Raw genomic sequence first — 18598 nt, forward strand, 5'->3', positions numbered from 1 at the left:
CAGCGCGTCAATTCACGGCGCGCACCACCAAAAGCGGACCTCGGAGATGGCTGCCATCGAACGAATCCTCGACGAAGACAGACCCGTCATCCTTTTCCACCACGATGGCGCGGACGCCCTGGTCGGTCGCGACGAGCGCCCGGTCGCCGGCCGTGACCAGGTCGCGCGAGAAAAACGTACCGGCGCGACGAACCTCCCCCCCGAGCGCGACCGAGGTCACACCGAGGCCCCCGTTTTTCGCCCCGAGCTCCACGACCCACAACGTATTCGTCGAGAGCACGAGCGCCGCCCCGCCGATCACCTCCGCCGCCTCGATCCGCTCGATCCCCGGCCCGACCCCGAGCATCACGGCCGCCCCCACGCCCTCCGCATCTACCTTTCGTAGGGCGACATCGCCCCCCACCACGTCCCAGAGCAGCCCGGATTCGGAAGGCAGCGGAACGAATCGCGCCGTCGGCGGCAGGAGCGCCGGCGCACCGAGGTCGAGGCCCGTCGTCACGAAGAGCCCGTTTTCCGTCATCGTCCCCGACAGCCGCGTCAATCGGTCATCGCTCACGCCGTACGAAAGCACCTCGACCCGGTCCCCTTCCCTCCACACCGAAGCGGGCCGCGGCGCGTGCACACCTTTTGCGATCGTACCTTCCCGCAGCACCTTCCACCGCGGCCCGTACGTCGCCTGCTCGAACACCCAGAGCCCCTCGTCCGTCGCGAAGAGCGCCGCGCCGCCATCGACCCACGCCGCGTGCGCGCACGGCCCCACCACGCCCGCGTCGAGCGGACACACCCGGCTCTCTCCGCCCGACGCATCCTCATTTTCTTCGAGCACCCACAATCGCGCGCCGTCCGGATCCACCGTCACGTCGCGCGGCGTCCCTCCGCCGCCTTCCGCCGAGCTCGTCACGGCCCCGGTTTTCCCATCGAAGACCACGACCTCCCCGCTCAGGCCAAATCCCACACCATACCACACTTCATCGGCGGAAGAAATCTGTTTTACCTCCAACGGATCCGGCTCCCGACATGCCGACACCCCGAACACCCCGAGCATGAACACCGACCATCGCGTCATGCCCCTTCATCGACGCGACCCCCTCGGCAGTTGCGCGAAATTTTCTTGGAAGGCTACGGACAGCGGATCCGCGTGGGCAATGGTTCGCACCGCGCCACGCCCTTGTGCAGCACGCAACAGGACTCGTGCGCGCCGTGGCATGGACAATCTTTCGGCTTCGTACCGTCGCCGCAGAGCACGCCGCGTGTCTTCTCGAACTCGGCCTGCTCGGCCCGCAAAACCGGCAGCTCCTTCGACGAGAGCTGCGCGAGGGCGCGCGCCACCTCGGGTTTTCGTTTCTCCGCCGCGGGCAGCGTCTCGAGCAGCGCCCGCGCCTTGCAAACCGCCGCGCGCCCGTCCATCCGCGCATCCGCGAGCGCTGCGCTCGCCAATCGTGTCCGCTCGCTCGTGGAGAGCTGTGCGGCGTTCGCCGCCTCGATCGCCTCGCCGACCGCGCCCGACTCCACGGACGCCGCGGGATGCGCCGCCGCCGCGGACGGGCTCTCGGCGCTGCTCTCACGCAAACGATCCTCGATCTCGCGCACCAGCCCGTCTTTGTTCTCCGCGACGTGCCCATACGCCACCACGGCCACGACGACCGACGCGAGCGCCACGGCCACGCGCACGAGCTCCATCCGCGTATACGCGAGCCAGCGTATACGCCGCGGCGCCCGGCCCTCGCGCGTGCTCCGTGCCACGAGCTCATCCGCGAACACCGGATGATCATCCAGCGTGATCCACGCCTCCTGCCCCTCGGGCCGCACCCGCGTGGACGAAGGCAAACCGCGCTTGATGGCCCAGAGCACGGCCTCCTCGCTCATCGGACCGATCTTCCTGTCGCCGTCGTGGAGCTCCCATCCGGGCATGATGATTCAGAGTGAGAGTACCACGAATTCAGCGGCCGCGACGCCAATATCCGGGCTTCGTCGGGTGTGCGCGACCGCCACTACGATGACGCGTGAGGGTTCTTCGCGATACACGACGCAGAAAGGAAATCGACGAAGAAGCACGCGCCGTGTCCCGTGCAGGTACGACGGCCATCGCCCCGGGGCATCCTCGATACGGCGCAGCGCGCGCTCCAGCTCCTCGGAAAACGCGACGGCCACGCGCGGATCCTTCTCGGCATACCAACCGGCGGCTTCCTCGGCTTCCGTTACGGCTGCAGGCAGGAACTCAACCGGCTTCGCCACGACCACGCGCCGCTGCGAGAATGCGCCCTCGTGCCTCCGACCAAGGGATAGGCTTCACGGCCCCGGCGTCGACCTCGTCGAGGCGGCGTCGGATTTCGTCGGACCAGGCGGCCTCGACGTCCTCCTCGGGCTCCTCGTCCTCCAGGCTCCCGATCAACGCAGCGGCCAGCGCAGCTCGCCCCTCGGGCGGCAAACGCAGCGCCGCCGCCACGACGTCATCGTTGTCCCTCGCCATGAGCGCATCCTACCACACCACCAGACCTCCGAAAAAACCTCACGCCTGGGAAAGCGCCTGAGCCATCACAGCCCGCGCCCCCTCCCGCCCCCCTTCGAGCTGCCGCTCCACGAGCTTCCGATAAAGCCCGCCTTGCTGCATCAGCGTCGCGTGGTCGCCGCTCTGGACGATCTTTCCATCCTCGATCACCACCACCCGGTTCGCGCCCATCACCGTCGACAATCGGTGCGCGATGATCAGCGTCGTTCGTCCCTTCATCAATCGGTCGAGCGCTTCTTTCACGAGGTGCTCGCTCTCCGCGTCGAGCGCGCTCGTCGCCTCGTCGAGCACCAGGATCCGCGGATCCTTCAGCACCGCGCGCGCGATCGCGACGCGCTGCTTCTGCCCGCCGGACAGCTTCACGCCCCGCTCGCCCACGAGCGTCGCATACCCCTCCGGGAACCTCGACACGAACTCGTGCGCGTTCGCCGCCCGCGCCGCCGCCTCCACCTCCGCCTCCGTCGCGGTTGTCCGGCCATACCGGATGTTGTCCGCCACGCTGCACGAAAATAGCATCGGCTCCTGCGAAACGACCCCGACGTTGCGCCGCAGCCATTCCGGCGAAAGCTCCCGCAGATCCTTTCCGTCGAGCGCGATGCGCCCCTCGGTCGGATCGTACAGACGCAAAAGCAGCGCCGCGATCGTCGATTTCCCCGACCCCGACGGGCCCACGAGCGCCACCACCTCGCCCGGCGCGATCGCGAGGTCGAGGTCCTGCAGCACCGGCACGTCCTTGCGCGAGGGATACGCGAAGCTCACGCGCGAAAGCTCGATACGACCTTCCACCGCGCCGGGCCGCGCGCCCTCCGCGAGCGGGATCGTCGGGGGGCGATCGATCAATTCGAATACCCGCTCGGCCGCGCCCGACGCGCGCATCAGGTCCGCCCAGAGCTCGCTGATCCCGCCGAGCGAAAACGCCACCATGAGCGTGTAAATCAAGAACGACGTCAATCCGCCGGGCGTCATCGCGCCCTGCGACACGAGCCGCCCGCCATACCACAGCACGAGCGCGAGCGCCGCGAATGCCGCGAACGACGAGACGCTCATGAACACGGAGCTCGTCACGATGCGCCGCCATACCACGGCGAATGCGTCCCATACCGCCTTCGAGTATCGCCCCGCCTCCGTCTTCTCCGCGGCGAACGCCCGTACCGTCCGGATGCCTGCGATCGTCTCCTCGGCGACCTCGTTCGCCCGGGCGAGCGCGTCCTGCGCCTCGCGCGACAGCTTGCGCACGCGGCGCCCATACGCCACGGCGCCCAGCGCCACCGGCGGTACCACCCCGAGCATCACCGCCGTGAGAATGGGTGACGTGTAGACGAGGAACCCGACGCCGCCGAGCACCTGCGCCGCGAAGCGCAGCCCCATCGAGATGTTCACGCTCACCGCGTTTTGCACGAGCGTCGTGTCCGCCGCGAGCCGGCTCGTCAGCTCGCCCGTCTTCCGCTCGTCGAAGAACGCGATCTCCTGCGCGAGCAGGTGCTCGAACAGATCCCGCCGAAGGCGCGTCACGACCCGCTCGCCTGCGCTCGTGAAGCACACGAAACGCAGCGCCGTCGCGCCCGCCTGCACGGCTGCCACCACGATGAGCGCCAGCGCCGCGCGGTCGATCGTCCAGAAGCCGTCCGCCTGGCCCACGGCGCGATCCAGGATCACCCGGAATGCCTGGGGGACGAGCAGCCCCATCAATGTCCCGATGACGAGGAACACGGTCCCGGCCGCGAGCCGCCCGATCTCCGGGCGGGCGAGCCCGAGCAGGCGGCCGAGAGACGCATTCTTGGAGGCAGGTTTGTCCGGATCTCCCATGATCCGGCTTTATGTACCACGGAGCGCGCCCGCGGACGACGCTGCTCGCTCTACATCATCCTGCTTTCCTCACGCGCTCGCGCGGCGGGCGCCGCGGCGCAGCCTTCTTCACCGACGGGCGCGGGGGCGCCTCCTCGGCGGGCGCCTCCTCGGCTGCGGGCGCCTCTGCTTCCTTCGGCGCGGACGGCGCGGCCGCGGCGGGGGCCCTTTGCTTCAAGCTCTGCTTCAGCGCCTCGAACAGATCGATGATCTGCGCCTGCGGCTCGGCCGGCGGCAGCGAGATCTCCTGCCCCGCGACCTTCTTCTCGATGAGCCCCGTCAGCCGCTCCTGATATTGGTCGTGGAAGTTCTCCGGGTGGAATGCGTCCGCCGAGAGCTCGCCGATGAGCCGGTCGGCGAGGTCCTCTTCTTGCGGCCGGAAGTCCACCTTGGCCGGCGGCGCGATCTCCTCGAACGGCCGCACCTCGTCCGCGTAATAGACCTGGTGCATGATGAGCCCGCCCTTGTACGGCCGTAAAAGGACGAGCTGATCCTTGCCGCGGACGCCATACCGGCCGACCGCGATCTTCTTCGTCCGCTCCATCGCGTCCGCGAGCAGCTTGTATGCCCGCGCGCCGCCCTTGTCCGGGCCGAGGTAATTCGTCTTGTCCACGTAGAGCAGGTCCACGGTCTCGGCCGGGACGAACTCGACGATGTCGATCCGGTCCGTTCGCTCGGCGCGCACCGCGTCGAGGTCCTGGTCCGTCACCTCGACGTATTGCTCCCGCGCGTACTCGAACCCCCGCATCGTGTCCGATCGCTCGACGACCTCCCGGTCGTACGGGCAGAACAATTGCTGTTTGACGCGGGTCCCGCATTTCTTGTGAAGCATGTGAAAGCCGACGCCGTGGGAAGACGTGGCCGTGTACAACTTGACCGGAATGGAAACCAGGCCAAACGAGATGGTCCCCGTGCCCGTGGATCGCGCAGCCATGCGCATCGATCCTTGCAAAGGTCGTGGACGATCCCGGAGGACCCTGTGGACGGATCGGCGAAGCTCGACGCATATCGGAAAAAGCGTGATCCCGGTCAAACCCCCGAGCCCTTTGGAGGCCCGGCCGGCTCGCCCGGCGCGACGACGGAAGGCGCGTATGTCGTGCATCTGCACGACGCTCGCCGCCGCCATTACGACCTGCGCCTCGAGGTGGGCGGCGCGCTCGAGAGCTTCTCCGTGCCCAAGGGGCCCACGCTGAATCCGGGCGAGCGCCGCCTTGCCGTCCGCACCGAGCCGCACCCCCTCGAATATCTCCATTTCGAGGACGTCATCCCCGAGGGCAATTACGGTGCCGGACCCATGATCGCCTGGGACACCGGCCGGGTTCGGTACCTGGACGAACCCGCAGAAGACCAGTTACGCAAGGGCAAACTCGAGTTCGAGCTTTCGGGCCACAAGCTCCACGGCCGCTTCCTCCTGGTCCGGCTGAAGGACTCCGAGAAGGACTGGCTCCTCTTCAAGAAGCACGACGCCTTCGCGGCGCCCGGACACGACATCGTCCAGGAAAAACCTCGCTCCGTCCTCTCCGGCCTCGACATCGGCGAGCTCGGCCACGCCTCGGACATCGCAACCGAACTCGAAGCCCGCGCCGCGGCCCTCGGCGCGCCCAAGGGTTCCATCGAGCCAAACATGGTCCCCATGCGCGCCTGCCCCGCGCCGAAGGGCTCGCTCGGCTCGAACTACATCTTCGAGCTCAAGATGGACGGCGTCCGCTGCATTGCCCGGAAAAACGGCTCGGACGTCCTCCTCCAGTCGAGAAGCCTGCGCGACGTCTCGCGTGTTTATCCCGAGGTCGCGCGCGCCGTCGACAAGCTCGCCGCCGCCCGCCTCGTGCTCGACGGCGAGATCATCGCCCTCGACCAGGCCGGACAGCCGAGCTTCCAGCGCCTCGCCCAGCGCATCCACCTCGCCAGCAGCGCCGATATTCGCCGCGCCGAGACCCGGATCCCCGTCCTCTACGTGGTCTTCGACCTGCTCGCGATCGGCGACCGCGACCTGCGCCGCCTCCCGCTCCACGCGCGCAAGGAGCTCCTGCAAAGCCTCGTCCGTGCGCCCGGCGAGATTCGCACCCTCGACACGATCGAGGGCGACCCCACCATGCTCTTCGATTTCTGCCGCGAGCGCCGGATGGAGGGCCTCGTCGCCAAGCGCCGCGACGCCCCCTATCGCCCCGGCCCCGCGCGTTCGTACGATTGGATCAAGCTCAAGTGCGAGCGCGACGACGATTTCGTGGTCGTCGGCTATACCCTCGGCGAGGGCGGCCGCGCCCGGCTCGGCGCGCTCGACGTCGCGGCCTACGAGGCCGGCGAGCTGCGCTACCGCGGCAAGGTCGGCAGCGGCCTCGACGCGGCGTCCATCGAAGCGCTGCTCGCGCGCCTCACCCCCTTGCGTACGGACAAACCCACCGCGCGTGGCCCGTACAACGCCGCGCCGCGCGGCCGCGTCCACGTTCGCCCCGAGCTCGTCGTGTCCGTGCGTTTTTCCGGGTATACCGACGACGGCAACCTACGCTTCCCGGTTTTTCGCGGGATCCGCGACGACGTCGCGCCCGAGGAATGCGTCGCCTCGCCGCACGGCGATAAAGAGGAGACCGAGATCGAGCGCCTCGCGGCCGAGTCTGTCCGCACGGGGGGCGCCGCGAAGGGGCAGGCAGAGGTCCCCATCAACAACGCCGACAAGGTCCTCTTCCCCGCGGACGGCATCACGAAGCGGGACATCGCCGCGTATTACGCCGCCGTCGCGCCCGTCCTCCTGCCGCACCTCCGCGACCGACCGGTGATGCTCGTGCGGTATCCCGACGGCATCACCGGCAAGTTTTTCTATCAATGGAACGTCCCTGCGGGCCTGCCCGATTGGGTGCCCACGCTCCGCGTCCGCCTGCCGGGGCGCGAGGACGAAATGGAGGTCTTTCACATCCGCGACGAGGCCACGCTCCTCTACGTCGCGAACCTCGGCGCGATTCCGATTCACGTGATCGCCTCGCGCGTCCCGCACCTCGAAGAGGCCGATTTCTTCAACATCGACCTCGACGTCAGCGGCGGGACGTTCGCCGACGTCATCACCCTCGCGCGCTCGCTCGAGGGTCTGCTCGATCAAATCGGCCTCACGGGGTTTCCGAAGACGTCCGGCCAGTCGGGCCTGCACGTCTTCGTCCCGCTCGGCCCCGCGATCTCCTATGAAACGGCGCGCGCCCTCGCCGACCTCGTCGGCCACATGCTCGTCCGGAAACACCCCGACATCGCCACCATGGAGCGCTCGAAGCAGCGCCGCGGCCCGCGTGTTTATGTCGATACCGGACAAACCGGCGCGTCCCGCACCATCGTCGCGCCTTACGCCGTACGCGCCGTGCCGGGCGCGCGTGTCTCCACGCCGCTCACCTGGGACGAGGTCGACGATTCGCTCGATCCTCGTGCCTTCGACATCCACACGGTTCCCCGCCGCGTCGCGCGTATCTTCGATCCCATGGCGCCGCTGCTCACGGAGACCCCCTCCGTGCTCGCGGCCATCGAGCGGCTCGAAAAGCTCGCCCTCGGCCGCCACGTCGCCTGACCCGCCCTTTACGACGCGCTCGCCTCGCGGCCTCGCAGCTCCGCGACGAACGCCCGCGCGTCCGCCTCCGTGGCGCAAAACAGCATCGGCTTCTGGGGGCGGTTCGGGCGCAGGAGCGGAATGGCCTTGATCAAGAGATTCGCGTAAAGCCGCTGATGATAGCTGCCCCCGTAGACGGCCAGGCCCCGCAGCGAGGTCGTGAGGTCCCGCCCGAGGGCCGACGTGCGCGCGTCCGGGCGCACCTGCCCGAGCTTCGAGACATCCACGAGGAGGAGGAGCTGCCGCCCCACCTGCGCGGCCAGCGCCTCGATTCGATCGAACAGCGCCGTCGTATCGGAAAGCAAGACGTCGCCCTGGATTCGAAGCACGAAAAGATCCGGCGCCTCGAATCGCGCTTCGTGCGACGATCCGAGCCGCGACCACCCCTCTCCGTTCACCCTGCCTCCATGCGCTTCATGCGCGCTTCCAGACGAACGCCTCCGTCGGCACGAGCGTCACGTTCGTGAGGCCGTATTTGTCGCGCATCGCGAGCACCCGCTCGGTCGCCACGAGGCAGCCGCCGAAGCCCCAGGGGACGAACACGTCCTCGCCGCTCCACGTCGGCTCGTCGATCGTGTATCCCTCGACGAGCGTCACCTCGGCGCCGCCCATGCATTGCAGGCAATCCGATTCGCCCTCGCGCGCCACGCGGCTCCGCTTCGGGTCGATCTGCGTCATTCCGTATCCGGCGAGCGCGAGGTGATACCGCGCATGCGGCGCGGCCGATTCCGGGTGCACCTTCCGGATCTCGACCTCTTTCAGCCCATGCAGCCCCGAGAGCTTCTCGGCGCGCCATGCTTCGAGGAATCGCTCGGACACCAGCAAATCGAGGCCCGGCCCGAACGCCACGTCTCCGAGGCCCTCGCCGCGCGCAAACAGCTCGGCCCGGAGCGGCGGGATCCATTCTTTCTCGGTGAGCGCGCGCCCGCACGCCGGGCACGTGAGCCCCTCTTTGAACTGCGGTTCGAGCGGGACGAACGTGGTCTCGTGGCTCGACCCGACGCTGCTCTGCAAGACGAAGAACTTCATGCGGCCTCGAGTCTACGACGAGCCCCCCTCCTTGCGCCGCATCTCCTCGACGAGCGCCCGCGCTTCGGCCTCCGTGGCGCAAAAATAGAGGGGGCGCTTCGACCGGTTCGGCTTCAGGAGAAGCAACGCCTTGGCCACCATGTTGGCCAGGAGACGCTGGCGAAAGCTCCCCCCGTAAAGGATCGTCGCGTGCAGCAGCGACTTGACGTCCCGCTCGACGGACAGCTTGCCCGCCTCCTCGGTCACCCGCCCGAGCCGGGAGATGTCCGAGATCCAGAAGAGCCGCCGCCCCGTGCGCGCCGCGAGCTCCTCCACCATGTCGAACATGCACGCCATGTCGGCGCCGGTGACGTCGCCCACGTCGCCGACGAAGAAGATATCCGGCTCCTCGAAGCGATAACGGTGCGGACTTCCCTCCCGGAGCGGCAACCACTCCTCACGAACCTCCGGCTTGACCATGCCCCGACGTACCCTCCGACCTGCCGTGAAACCTTCCCCGGATGGGGAAAGATACCGACTTGCGCGAAGCCCGTGCGAGCAAAGTCGTGGCCCCTCGGATGCCGTGGTAGGAGGAGGTGAACACACCAACGAGGAGTTCATCATGCGACACGCCCTCCAGACCTTCATGCTCACGTCCTTCTTTGGCCTCGCCCTCGCCGCCTGCGGCGGTTACTCGCCGGAGGAGGCCCAGACGAAGTGCGACCTCGAACGCACGGCCAAGGCCTCCTGCGTGAACGACGCCGCCTACCAGCAGTGTCTGAGCTGCTTCGAGCAGTGCGGCGATACCTGCGCCATCGCCGAGTCCTGCCCCATCCAGTACATCTGCTCCGAGTAATCCTCCCCACGCGGTTGCACCTCGCACCACCACCGTGTGGTTTGGAGCACGAAACCCGCGCAACCTTTCCAAATTCGCCCTGGTCACGATCCACGCGGCGCTGTGCACCTGGCCAAACCAAAAAGTGCATAGGCCGGAAAGAGTCTCGTTGCCTCGGCCTTTGGGACAGTGAAACCTTCTTGAGGTTTGCCCCGTCCAACTCGCGGTAAAACGCCATGACCTTCGACCCCTTCCTCCACGACGAGCCGCCCGACACCCGCCACGACGCGCCGACGAAGCGCGCGATGGAAGGGCTCTTCGCCGACGAAGTCGCGTCGAGCGACGGGCCCGCGACACGCGCCATGAGCCCGGACGAACGGGAGATGGCGCTGCTCGGGCACGAGGAAGGTCGATACGAAGGCAACGCGGAAGCCTGGGACGACGACGAACCCGCCGAGCCCGTCTTCCCCCCGGCATTCGCCGACTCCGATGACGAAGATACGGCCCTCGCCGAGCTCGCCGGGTTGTCAATACGGTCTGATCGGAAGACGTTACCCTCGGCCCGCTTCACACACCTCGGCGAACCCCTCCCCCCGCCCCGCTACGCCGACCTTGGCTGGGAAAACTCGGTCTGCACGGACGAACCCGTGACGTCCTGGGACGAAACCCCCATCCCAGGCTCCGACGAGCCGCCGAGCTCCTCGCCTTCGATCTGGGGACGCGTGCAGCAATTCGTCGCGCGCCTCGCCCTGAAACGCCCGGCGCCGAATCCGGCGGCCTCGCACGCGCGGAGCACGGCGCGCGCGGTCGCGGACCTCGTCTGGACGATGGAGGACGCGGACCTCGAGGTGCTCGCGGCGCACATCGAGCGCGTGGTCTCGCTCCGCCAGCTCGGCCCCGAGGCGTATGCGGAGGCGAGGATCCTCGACGCGCTCGGCACGCTGGAGTCGGAGGACCGCGCCGCGGGCGGCATCTCGCTCTCGGCGCTGCGAGCGCACATGCCCGAGGTGTCACGCTGCGCGCTCGACGGGGCGCTCCTGCGCCTCGAAGAACGCCGCTTCCTCGCGCTCGCGCCCGCGGAGGACGTGCCGGAGCGGGACGCGCTGTGCGACCCGAAGCGAGGTTGGCTGGGTCGCTGCGCGCTGCTCGCTCCTTCGACGATGGGGGGCTCGCGCAGCTAACGCTGCGCTCTGCCCCCCAAACCCCCCGGTTTGCCCGCCGTACCCTCGCTCGTCACTTCATCTTCGCCGCTTCCTCGCCGACGCGTTCGAAGAGCTCCGGGATCGCCTTCTTCTGGGCGGCTTCGCGGATCCAGCCGGGCAGCGAGGTGTTCGGCTCGGCGTGCACCGTGTACACGACGAGGCTCTTCTTGCCGCCGTCGTGCGGCTTCACCTCCCAGCTCCCCTGGTTGAACTTGTAGTCGCCGCGCACGAGCTTCCAGCGCCGCGACATGCCCTGGTCGCTCACCTCGTGCACGGCCTCGGTCACGGCCGTCAGGTTCGACAGCGGGAAGGGCATCGCGATCGTCACCTCGCAGGTGTGCTTGTTTCCTTCCTGCTTGACGAGCCGCGAGGCCTCGATGCGCGGCATGCGCTTCTTGTAACTCGCGCACTCGGAGACGACCTGCCAGACCTTCTCGGGCGGCTGATCGATCACGCCCTTCGCCACGACCTTCGGCGTGTCGCTGCCCTTCACGTCGATCATGCGGATGTCGGGCGGCGCCGAGCCTCCGGCAAGGGCGTCGGGTCCGAGCAAGGTCGTGCCGACGAGGGCTGCGCCTGCCAGAACGGCGAGTGCGCCGCGCGGGAAGAGAATCGATCGTTCGCGTTCCATCTGTGCGGGCCTCCGGTCGTGACAGATCGAGAACTATCAGCGGAGCCGCACGCGGTACAAGTCCCCGCAGCATGGCGGCATGCAAAGATCCCGGTCGTTCGTCATGTACGTTTTCCGGTGTGGCTGTCGCCGCCAAACCCTACCGGTCGAGCTCCCGCCGGACGACGGCCTCGAGCGCATCGATGAAGCGGGGCCGGTCACACACCGCCCTCGCCCGGTAGAACCGCCCGAGCCCCGCCTTCGCGGCGATCTTCGGCGCCTCGATGTCGAGGTCGTAGAGCGTCTCGACGTGCTCGGCGAGAAACCCGATCGGGGCGACGAGCACGGCCCCTGCGCCCGTCTGTGCGAGATCGGCGAACGTCTCGGCGAGATCCGGCCCGAGCCACGGCTCGGCGCTCGCGCCCTGGCTCTGGAAGGCGATTCGCGTGGAAAAACCTCGCGCTTCGAACCGCGCGGCCACGGCGCCGGCCATTTCGCGGAATTGCGCCTCGTATTTGTCGCCCATGGCGATCACGCGGCGCGGCAAGCTGTGCGCCGAGAGGACGATCGGCACCGCCATTTGCTCCTCCGCGGGCACGGCGGCGAGCGCCTCGTCGATCGTCTCGACGAACGCGTCGATCAACGCGGGCTCCATGCCCCAGGCCGGCACGGCGCGGATCGAGAGCTCCGGGTGGCTCGCGGCGGCCTCGCGGACGGGCCCGTGATACGCGTCGACCGATTGCGGCGCGAGCGGCAGCGAGACGATCGTCCGCACGCCCTTCGCGACGAGCCCGGGCAGGACCTCGCTCGGATACGGATGCCAGAGCCGGCCCGAGACGGCCACCGGAATGCCGAGCCGGGCTTCGAGCGCGCGCGCCTGCGCCTCGGTGATGGCCATGAGCGGCGAGCCGCCGATCACCTCGAACCGGTGCGTGACCTCCGCGACGAGCTCGGGCGGCGACGGGCGGCCCCGGCGGATGTTGTTCAGGAACGCGGGGATGTCGGCGGTGCGGGAGACGGTCCCGTGGCAGGAGACGAGGACGGCGATCGACATGGGCAGCTTTTATAGGACAGCGAGGCTACCTCGACCAGCCAGGCCCGCGCCTACACGATCCGCCCCCGCCGCTCGAGCTCCCGCACGATTCGCTCCGCGCATTCGGCCACGCTCAGCTCGTGGCTCGGCAAAACGAGGTCCGCGTCCTCGGGCGGCTCGTACCGGAAATCGAGCCCCGGCACGTTCGACACCTTGCCCGCCTCGGCGTCGCGGTAAATCCCGCTCCGATCGACCTCCCGGCACCATTCGAGCGGCGCGGCGAGGTGTACCAGGAAAAACCGCTCCGGGCCCACGAGCTCCCGCGCGCGCTTTCGAACCGCATCCTCGGGCGCGACCAGCGAGGCCACGCAGATGAGGCCCGCGTCGTTCAAAAGCTTCGCGACCTCCATCGAGCGGCGCAGGTTCTCCGAGCGGTCCGAGGCGGAGAAGCCGAGGTCGCGGTTCATCCCGTGCCGCATCGACTGCCCGTCGATCGCCACGACCGCGCGGCCCAAATCGAACAGTCTGCGCTCGACCTCCCGCGCCACGCTGGTTTTTCCCGACCCCGCGAGCCCCGTGATCAGGATCGTCGTGGGCCGCTGCCCATAACGTTTCTCCCGCTCCTCGCCCGTGACCGCGCTCTCCGCGCGCGTGAGCCGTCCTTGCGCCGGCTCGTCCCAGCGCCCCTCCCCGCTCTCGACGATCATCCCGGCGCCGACGGTTCCATTCGTCACGCGGTCGACCACGATGAACGCGCCCGTCGCGCGGTTCTTCGTGTACGCGTCGAACAAAAGCGGCCGGCTCGTGCGCAGCTCCACGCGGCCGATCTCGTTCAGCGCGAGCGCCGGCGCGTCGCTCTTTTCGAGCGTGTTCACGTCCACGCGGTGCACGATCCGCGTCACGCTGCCCGGCGTGCGCAAGGGCCCGTGCTTGATCCAGTATTCGCGCCCCGGCACCATCGGCCGCTCGTCCATCCACACGAGCATCGCGAGCACGCGGCTCGAAATCTCGGGCCGGTTGTCCGAGTGACACAATACATCCCCGCGGCTCGCGTCGATCTCGTCCTCGAGCGTCAACGTCACCGACATCGGCGCCGCAGCCTCGGCAAGATCGCCCTCCCACGTCACGATCCGCGAGACCCGGCTCGTGCGCCCGGACGGCAGGGACACCACCTCGTCGCCGACCCGCACCGCGCCCGAGGCGATCGTCCCGGCAAACCCGCGGAAATCCTGGCTCGGCCGGTTCACGTATTGCACGGGGAAACGCAGGTCCACCGTGTTCGACGCCTCGTCGAGCGGCACCGTGTCGAGGAGCTCGAGCAGCGGCTCGCCCTCGAACCAGGGCATGGCCGCGCTCTTCTCGACCACGTTGTCGCCCGCGAGCGCGCTCAGCGGGATGAACCAGTGGTGCCGATCCGGCAAACGCCCTGCGAAATCGAGGAATGCGCGCCGGATCTCCTCGAAGACCTCCCGCGAATACGCGACGAGGTCCATCTTGTTCACGGCCACCACGACCTTGCGGATCCCGAGCAGGCTCGTGATGAACGCGTGCCGCTTCGTCTGCGTCGTCACGCCCTTGCGCGCGTCGATCAGGATCACCGCGAGCTCGGCCGTGCTCGCGCCCGTGGCCATGTTGCGCGTGTATTGCTCGTGCCCCGGCGTGTCCGCGATGATGTACTTGCGCCGCGCCGTCGAAAAATACCGATACGCGACGTCGATCGTGATCCCCTGCTCGCGCTCGCTCTTCAGGCCGTCGACGAGCAGGGCGAGGTCGATCGCGCCGCCCTGCGTGCCGAAGACCTTGCTGTCCTTGGCGACCGCGGCGAGCTGGTCCTCGTAAATGCCCTTCGTGTCGTGCAGGAGCCTGCCGATCAGCGTGCTCTTGCCGTCGTCGACGTTCCCGCACGTGAGGAAGCGCAAGAGCTCCTTCCGCTCGTTCCGCGCGAGGTAGGCCTCGATGTCGGTCCTGGCGAGGTCTTCTTCGTGGCTCATCTCAGAAGTACCCTTCGCGCTTCTTCTCTTCCATGCTCCCCGACTGATCGAAATCGATGAGCCGGCCCTGACGCTCGCTCTGCCGCGCGAGGAGCATCTCCTGGATGATCTCGGGCAGCGTCGTCGCATGGCTCTCGATCGCGCCCGAGAGCGGATAACAACCGAGCGTCCGGAACCGGACGTTCTTGATCATCGGCACCTCGCCCGGTCGGAGCGGCAGCCGCTCGTCGTCCACCATGAGGAGCACGCCGTCGCGCTCCACCACCGGCCGCGGCGCCGCGAAATACAGCGGCACGATCGGCAGTTTTTCCTGGTGAATGTATTGCCAGACGTCGAGCTCGGTCCAGTTCGAGAGCGGAAACACCCGGATGCTCTCGCCCTTGTGAACCTCGGTATTGTAGAGGTTCCAGAGCTCCGGGCGCTGGTTCTTCGGGTCCCAGCGGTGACTCTTGTCGCGGAACGAAAAGACGCGCTCCTTCGCGCGCGATTTCTCCTCGTCGCGCCGCGCGCCGCCGAACGCCGCGTCGAAGCCGTATTTGTCGAGCGCTTGCTTCAGCGCCTGCGTCTTCATCACGTCGGTGTGCACCTTGCTCCCGTGCGTGATCGGACCGACGCCGGCGCGCAGGCCCTCCTCGTTCGTGTAGACGATGAGGTCCACCCCGAGCTCGCTCTTCACGTAGCCGTCACGATAGGCGTACATGTCCCGAAACTTCCACGTCGTGTCCACGTGGAGCAGCGGGAACGGGAGCTTCGCGGGGTGGAACGCCTTCCGCGCGAGGTGCAAAAGGACCGTGCTGTCCTTGCCGATCGAGTAGAGCATCACGGGTCGCTCGAAGCACGCGACGACCTCGCGAAGAATGTGGATGCTCTCGGCCTCGAGCATCTTGAGGTGCGTGAGCTTTCCCTGGGACATGCAGGCCTCGACGCGCCGGGTCATGCCCGAGCGTCGGAGCAGAACATCCCCCGAACGCGGCGTCTGTCAAGGGCGTCCGGGCCGCGCCGGAAGCTCGCTCACGCCGCGATCGAGACCAATCGATCGCGGAGCGCGGCAAACGAAGGCGCATGGTGCCCGGCGAGGGAGACGGCCACGTTCGCCGCGCGCTCCCGCTTGGCGCGAGGCGCGTCGCTCGCGACGACCCGGAGCGCGAGCTCCGCTTCGAGCGGCACGTCGCCGACGAGGCCCGCGAGCTCGAACGCGCGCACGGAAAACGCGGCGGGGACCTGGCCGAGCATCGCGAGCAGGCGCAAGGCGCGGGCCGCGAGCGCGAGATCGTCGAGCGACGGGGGCGAGGCCAGGAAGCGCTCTTCGAGGGCCTCCACGACGAACGAGGAGCGCGCCCGCGCCGCGTCGAGTTGCCCCGAGGCCGCGAGCGTCTCGGCCCGCTTCTGCTCGAAGATCGGGCGCGTGGGCAGTGGCTCACGCGCGATGGCGGACGCAAGAAACACGAGCGCCTCGCCGAAGAGGCCCATGCGACACAGCGCGGTCGCCGTGGCCTCGCGACGGAAGGCGTCGAGCGCGGGGGGATCGTTCGGATCGCGGACGCGGGCGACGGCGAGGGCGACGTCATAACGCGCCCCCGCGATCAACGTCTCGAGCGCACCGGTGATCGCCTCGGCCGCGAGCTTCGGCCCGAGCAGCGGCGCGAATGCCGATATTTCGGCCCATCGCGCCGGCGTCACCACGAGCGGCCCCGCCTCGAGCGAGCCGCCGAGCGGCAAGGCCGCGAGCTTCTCGAAAAGGTAAAGCGCCTCGTCGTCGTGGCCGAGCGCGCATTCGATACGACCGAGCCCGAGCGCGGCGCGGAGCGCGAGGGCGAGCGCCGCGAGGTCCCCATTTCGATCGAATGACGAAGCGAGCGCCGCGATCGACGCGAGGTAGAGGCCCCGCGCGTCGATCGGGCGGCCGAGGAGCGACGCGATCCGGGCAGCCTCGTCGAAGCAGAGGGCGAGATCCGGGAGGCGGCTCTCACCGTCTTCGAGGGCCCGATCGAGGCGCGCCGTGATCTCCACGCACGCGGGCTCGATCGGCCCGCGCGGCGACCTATCGCGCGGGGCCAGAAATTCGTCGCAAAGAAAAGCGCTCGGCCCGCCGCCCGGGGCGGCTGGCCATGCAAGGGCAATGGCGCTCATGAGGGCCGCCTTTCAAGGTGCGTCCGAAAACCGGGCAATGCCCGGCGAGGGCCTCCGAAGAGGCGTGCGCCCCCGGAGAGGCGCTATCGGGGCAAGGTCTCCCAGCCCCGCGGGTGCTGCATTCGATTGTGGCCGGGCGCTGCGGACGTCAACGCTCGGTGCAATCGATCATTACGGGATCCACCCTGGAATGGCAACGAAATTGACCCCCTGGATGGGACAGGAAATGTCCGATACCGGGGCGCACGTCGAGGGCGCTTGACGCCGCGTCGGCTGCGGGCCTTCATGGAGCCATGCAGCCTGTCATCCAGCCTGCGAAGAAGCCTGCCGGAAAAGCCATGTCCCTCCTCGGCGTGCTCGTCCTCTTCGCGCTCGTCGCATCGTCGTGCGTGGGCAAATACATGTACACGATTTCGGCCCCACCGATCGCACGCACGGTCGAGCTCGTGGAGAAGGACGCCGCCGTGGCCGCGGCGCTCGGCAGCCCGGTCTCGGTTTCGCTGGCCGTGGGGACGTCGCTCCGCCGCGACCTGCTCCGCAAGCTCCGGGGCACGGACAACGTGGACGTCGACACGAAGGTCAAGGGCCCGAAGGGCGAGGCTCGGCTCGAGCTTCGCGCGCTCAACATGGAGAACCAGGGCTGGGACGGAAGGTTCTCCGTCAAGATGGAGGGGCGCCCCGTGCTGCGTGAACAGGGGTACGTGCACGAAGGCGCGAGCACGCTGCTCGAAGGCAACTTCGCCCCCGACGGCGCCCCGCGCGTGAAGAAGCCCTGATCGGGCGCCTCACGGCGCGAGCAAGAGCACCTTCGGCTGGCTCGGCACGATCCGCATGCCGGGGCAATTTGTCGAATTCTGCAGGGCCATGCTGGTCATGCGTGTCGCCGGGATTCCGCCGACGAGGACACGGAACGCGGCCGTCAGGTGCCGCGATGGCCCCATCACCGTCCCCGACGCCACGCCCATCGCGACGCCCGCGTTATCGCCGTTCGTCATGGGGACGGTCGTCGTCATGTTGTGCGAGGGTGTGCACGTGAAGAGGACCTTGTAACAGGCCGAGACGGCCATCACCCCGACCGCGATGTTCGGATAAGGAACCGGCGTGGGCGCGGGCATGGGCGTGAGGCACACGTCCGGAAACCCGAGATCCATTCCCATCATCTGCGTATTCGCGAACATGGCCGTCACCCCAGGTGGATCTGCTCGCCGTCGACCTTCACGAGCTCCTTCGCCATCACGATCGCGTGCTCGGCGCGCATGCTCAGCGTGCGCTTGGCCGCGTGATCGATGCTCTCGGCGCGGAGATTGTCCTGCTCGGTCACGACGCGATAGACGCGCTTCGCCTTCTGGAAGATGCGATCCGCGATCGAATCGAGCGCCTCGGCCACGACCTTCACGACGCCGACCTCGGCATTCACCGCATTCGTGAAAATGCCGAGGCGCTCGGCGGACACGGCGGCGTCGGCCGCTTGAATGGTGGCGCGCCCGGCGATCATGCTGATCTCCTGCTCGGTCACGACCTCCACGCCCTCGCGCGAGAGCACGCGGACCTTGCCGGAAGGCGCTTCGATCGAGGCGTCCCCTTCGAGGACGATCCGCGAGCTCGCCTCGGCGTCCCGCTCCAGCACCGCGAGCACGTACGCCGCGCCGCTCTCGAGGAGCACGACGAGCACGGCGTCGCCTGCGGTCGGCGCGAGCAGGCAGCTCGCCGCGCGCCGCGCGACGAGCATGTCGCCTTCGACCTCGACCCGGATGAGCTCTCCCTCGATGCCGTGCACCGTCCCGACCTCCTGGACGGCGCGGCCTCGGGGGGATGTCGTTCGCTTTCGTTGCGGCTCGAAATTCATGACAAA

Annotated in this window: 20 protein-coding genes; 4 read left to right on the plus strand and 16 right to left on the minus strand. The window is 68.4% G+C overall.

What is annotated here, in order from left to right; all coding sequences use genetic code 11:
• Positions 1-7: 7 nt before the first annotated feature.
• Genes QHF84_RS15225 through QHF84_RS15250 form a run of 6 tightly spaced genes read right to left on the minus strand, consistent with a single transcriptional unit; the run spans position 8 to position 5288 of the window.
• Complete coding sequence (locus QHF84_RS15225; protein WP_281314017.1) at positions 8-1066, minus strand: hypothetical protein; 1059 nt, start codon at positions 1064-1066, stop codon at positions 8-10.
• A gap of 53 nt (positions 1067-1119) precedes the next feature.
• Positions 1120-1911 carry a hypothetical protein gene (locus QHF84_RS15230; protein ID WP_281314018.1) on the minus strand — a complete coding sequence of 264 codons (792 nt, stop codon included), beginning with the start codon at positions 1909-1911 and terminating at the stop codon, positions 1120-1122.
• A 6-nt stretch (positions 1912-1917) separates the two neighbouring features.
• Positions 1918-2241, minus strand: coding sequence for a type II toxin-antitoxin system RelE/ParE family toxin (locus tag QHF84_RS15235; RefSeq protein WP_281314019.1), 324 nt, complete (start codon positions 2239-2241; stop codon positions 1918-1920).
• Complete coding sequence (locus QHF84_RS15240; protein WP_281314020.1) at positions 2219-2470, minus strand: addiction module protein; 252 nt, start codon at positions 2468-2470, stop codon at positions 2219-2221. Before QHF84_RS15240 ends, QHF84_RS15235 begins: the two co-directional genes overlap by 23 nt.
• A gap of 39 nt (positions 2471-2509) precedes the next feature.
• A complete protein-coding gene (locus QHF84_RS15245) occupies positions 2510-4315 on the minus strand; it encodes an ABC transporter transmembrane domain-containing protein (protein WP_281314021.1) in 1806 nt (601 codons plus the stop codon).
• Between the two features lie 55 nt (positions 4316-4370).
• The gene (locus tag QHF84_RS15250; protein WP_281314022.1) at positions 4371-5288 is read right to left on the minus strand and encodes a Ku protein; all 918 of its coding nucleotides are present in this window, start codon (positions 5286-5288) and stop codon (positions 4371-4373) included.
• Between the two features lie 45 nt (positions 5289-5333).
• On the opposite strand from QHF84_RS15250, the gene ligD reads away from it, so the two are divergent.
• The gene (ligD, locus tag QHF84_RS15255) at positions 5334-7898 is read left to right on the plus strand and encodes a DNA ligase D (protein WP_281314023.1); all 2565 of its coding nucleotides are present in this window, start codon (positions 5334-5336) and stop codon (positions 7896-7898) included.
• Positions 7899-7906: 8 nt separating this feature from the next.
• Here ligD and QHF84_RS15260 read toward each other — a convergent pair whose 3' ends face one another.
• The 3 genes from QHF84_RS15260 to QHF84_RS15270 are packed head-to-tail and all read right to left on the minus strand — an operon-like array spanning position 7907 to position 9425.
• Complete coding sequence (locus QHF84_RS15260) at positions 7907-8335, minus strand: STAS/SEC14 domain-containing protein (protein WP_281314024.1); 429 nt, start codon at positions 8333-8335, stop codon at positions 7907-7909.
• Positions 8336-8351: 16 nt separating this feature from the next.
• Positions 8352-8966: a hypothetical protein gene (locus tag QHF84_RS15265; RefSeq protein ID WP_281314025.1), complete on the minus strand. Its 615-nt coding sequence runs from the start codon at positions 8964-8966 to the stop codon at positions 8352-8354.
• A 12-nt stretch (positions 8967-8978) separates the two neighbouring features.
• Positions 8979-9425 (minus strand): hypothetical protein, encoded by a 447-nt coding sequence (locus QHF84_RS15270; protein ID WP_281314026.1) that lies wholly within the window; start codon positions 9423-9425, stop codon positions 8979-8981.
• 142 nt (positions 9426-9567) lie between these two features.
• Here QHF84_RS15270 and QHF84_RS15275 point away from each other — a divergent pair, with 142 nt between their 5' ends.
• Positions 9568-9801, plus strand: a complete 234-nt coding sequence (locus tag QHF84_RS15275) for a hypothetical protein (protein WP_281314027.1) — start codon at positions 9568-9570, stop codon at positions 9799-9801.
• A gap of 215 nt (positions 9802-10016) precedes the next feature.
• A complete protein-coding gene (locus QHF84_RS15280) occupies positions 10017-10961 on the plus strand; it encodes a hypothetical protein (RefSeq protein WP_281314028.1) in 945 nt (314 codons plus the stop codon).
• Positions 10962-11013: 52 nt separating this feature from the next.
• Here QHF84_RS15280 and QHF84_RS15285 read toward each other — a convergent pair whose 3' ends face one another.
• From QHF84_RS15285 to QHF84_RS15305, 5 genes are all read right to left on the minus strand, one after another.
• Positions 11014-11613: an SRPBCC family protein gene (locus QHF84_RS15285; RefSeq protein ID WP_281314029.1), complete on the minus strand. Its 600-nt coding sequence runs from the start codon at positions 11611-11613 to the stop codon at positions 11014-11016.
• A 139-nt stretch (positions 11614-11752) separates the two neighbouring features.
• Positions 11753-12646: a ferrochelatase gene (hemH, locus tag QHF84_RS15290; RefSeq protein ID WP_281314030.1), complete on the minus strand. Its 894-nt coding sequence runs from the start codon at positions 12644-12646 to the stop codon at positions 11753-11755.
• 50 nt (positions 12647-12696) lie between these two features.
• The gene (gene cysN, locus QHF84_RS15295; protein WP_281314031.1) at positions 12697-14616 is read right to left on the minus strand and encodes a sulfate adenylyltransferase subunit CysN; all 1920 of its coding nucleotides are present in this window, start codon (positions 14614-14616) and stop codon (positions 12697-12699) included.
• 1 nt (position 14617) lies between these two features.
• On the minus strand, positions 14618-15529 hold the full coding sequence (cysD, locus tag QHF84_RS15300) for a sulfate adenylyltransferase subunit CysD (RefSeq protein WP_348652860.1): 912 nt from the start codon (positions 15527-15529) through the stop codon (positions 14618-14620).
• A 98-nt stretch (positions 15530-15627) separates the two neighbouring features.
• Positions 15628-16746 carry a hypothetical protein gene (locus QHF84_RS15305; RefSeq protein WP_281314033.1) on the minus strand — a complete coding sequence of 373 codons (1119 nt, stop codon included), beginning with the start codon at positions 16744-16746 and terminating at the stop codon, positions 15628-15630.
• A gap of 293 nt (positions 16747-17039) precedes the next feature.
• On the opposite strand from QHF84_RS15305, the gene QHF84_RS15310 reads away from it, so the two are divergent.
• A complete protein-coding gene (locus QHF84_RS15310) occupies positions 17040-17522 on the plus strand; it encodes a cytochrome c oxidase assembly factor Coa1 family protein (protein WP_281314034.1) in 483 nt (160 codons plus the stop codon).
• A gap of 9 nt (positions 17523-17531) precedes the next feature.
• On the opposite strand, the gene QHF84_RS15315 is transcribed toward QHF84_RS15310, so the two are convergent.
• Both QHF84_RS15315 and QHF84_RS15320 read right to left on the minus strand, forming a co-directional pair.
• Positions 17532-17924, minus strand: coding sequence for a DUF4150 domain-containing protein (locus tag QHF84_RS15315; protein ID WP_281314035.1), 393 nt, complete (start codon positions 17922-17924; stop codon positions 17532-17534).
• A gap of 5 nt (positions 17925-17929) precedes the next feature.
• Positions 17930-18592 carry a DUF3540 domain-containing protein gene (locus QHF84_RS15320; RefSeq protein WP_281314036.1) on the minus strand — a complete coding sequence of 221 codons (663 nt, stop codon included), beginning with the start codon at positions 18590-18592 and terminating at the stop codon, positions 17930-17932.
• Positions 18593-18598: the final 6 nt, after the last annotated feature.

This window comes from Polyangium sp. y55x31, from assembly GCF_029946505.1.
In the GTDB taxonomy this organism is placed as follows: domain Bacteria; phylum Myxococcota_A; class Polyangia; order Polyangiales; family Polyangiaceae; genus Polyangium.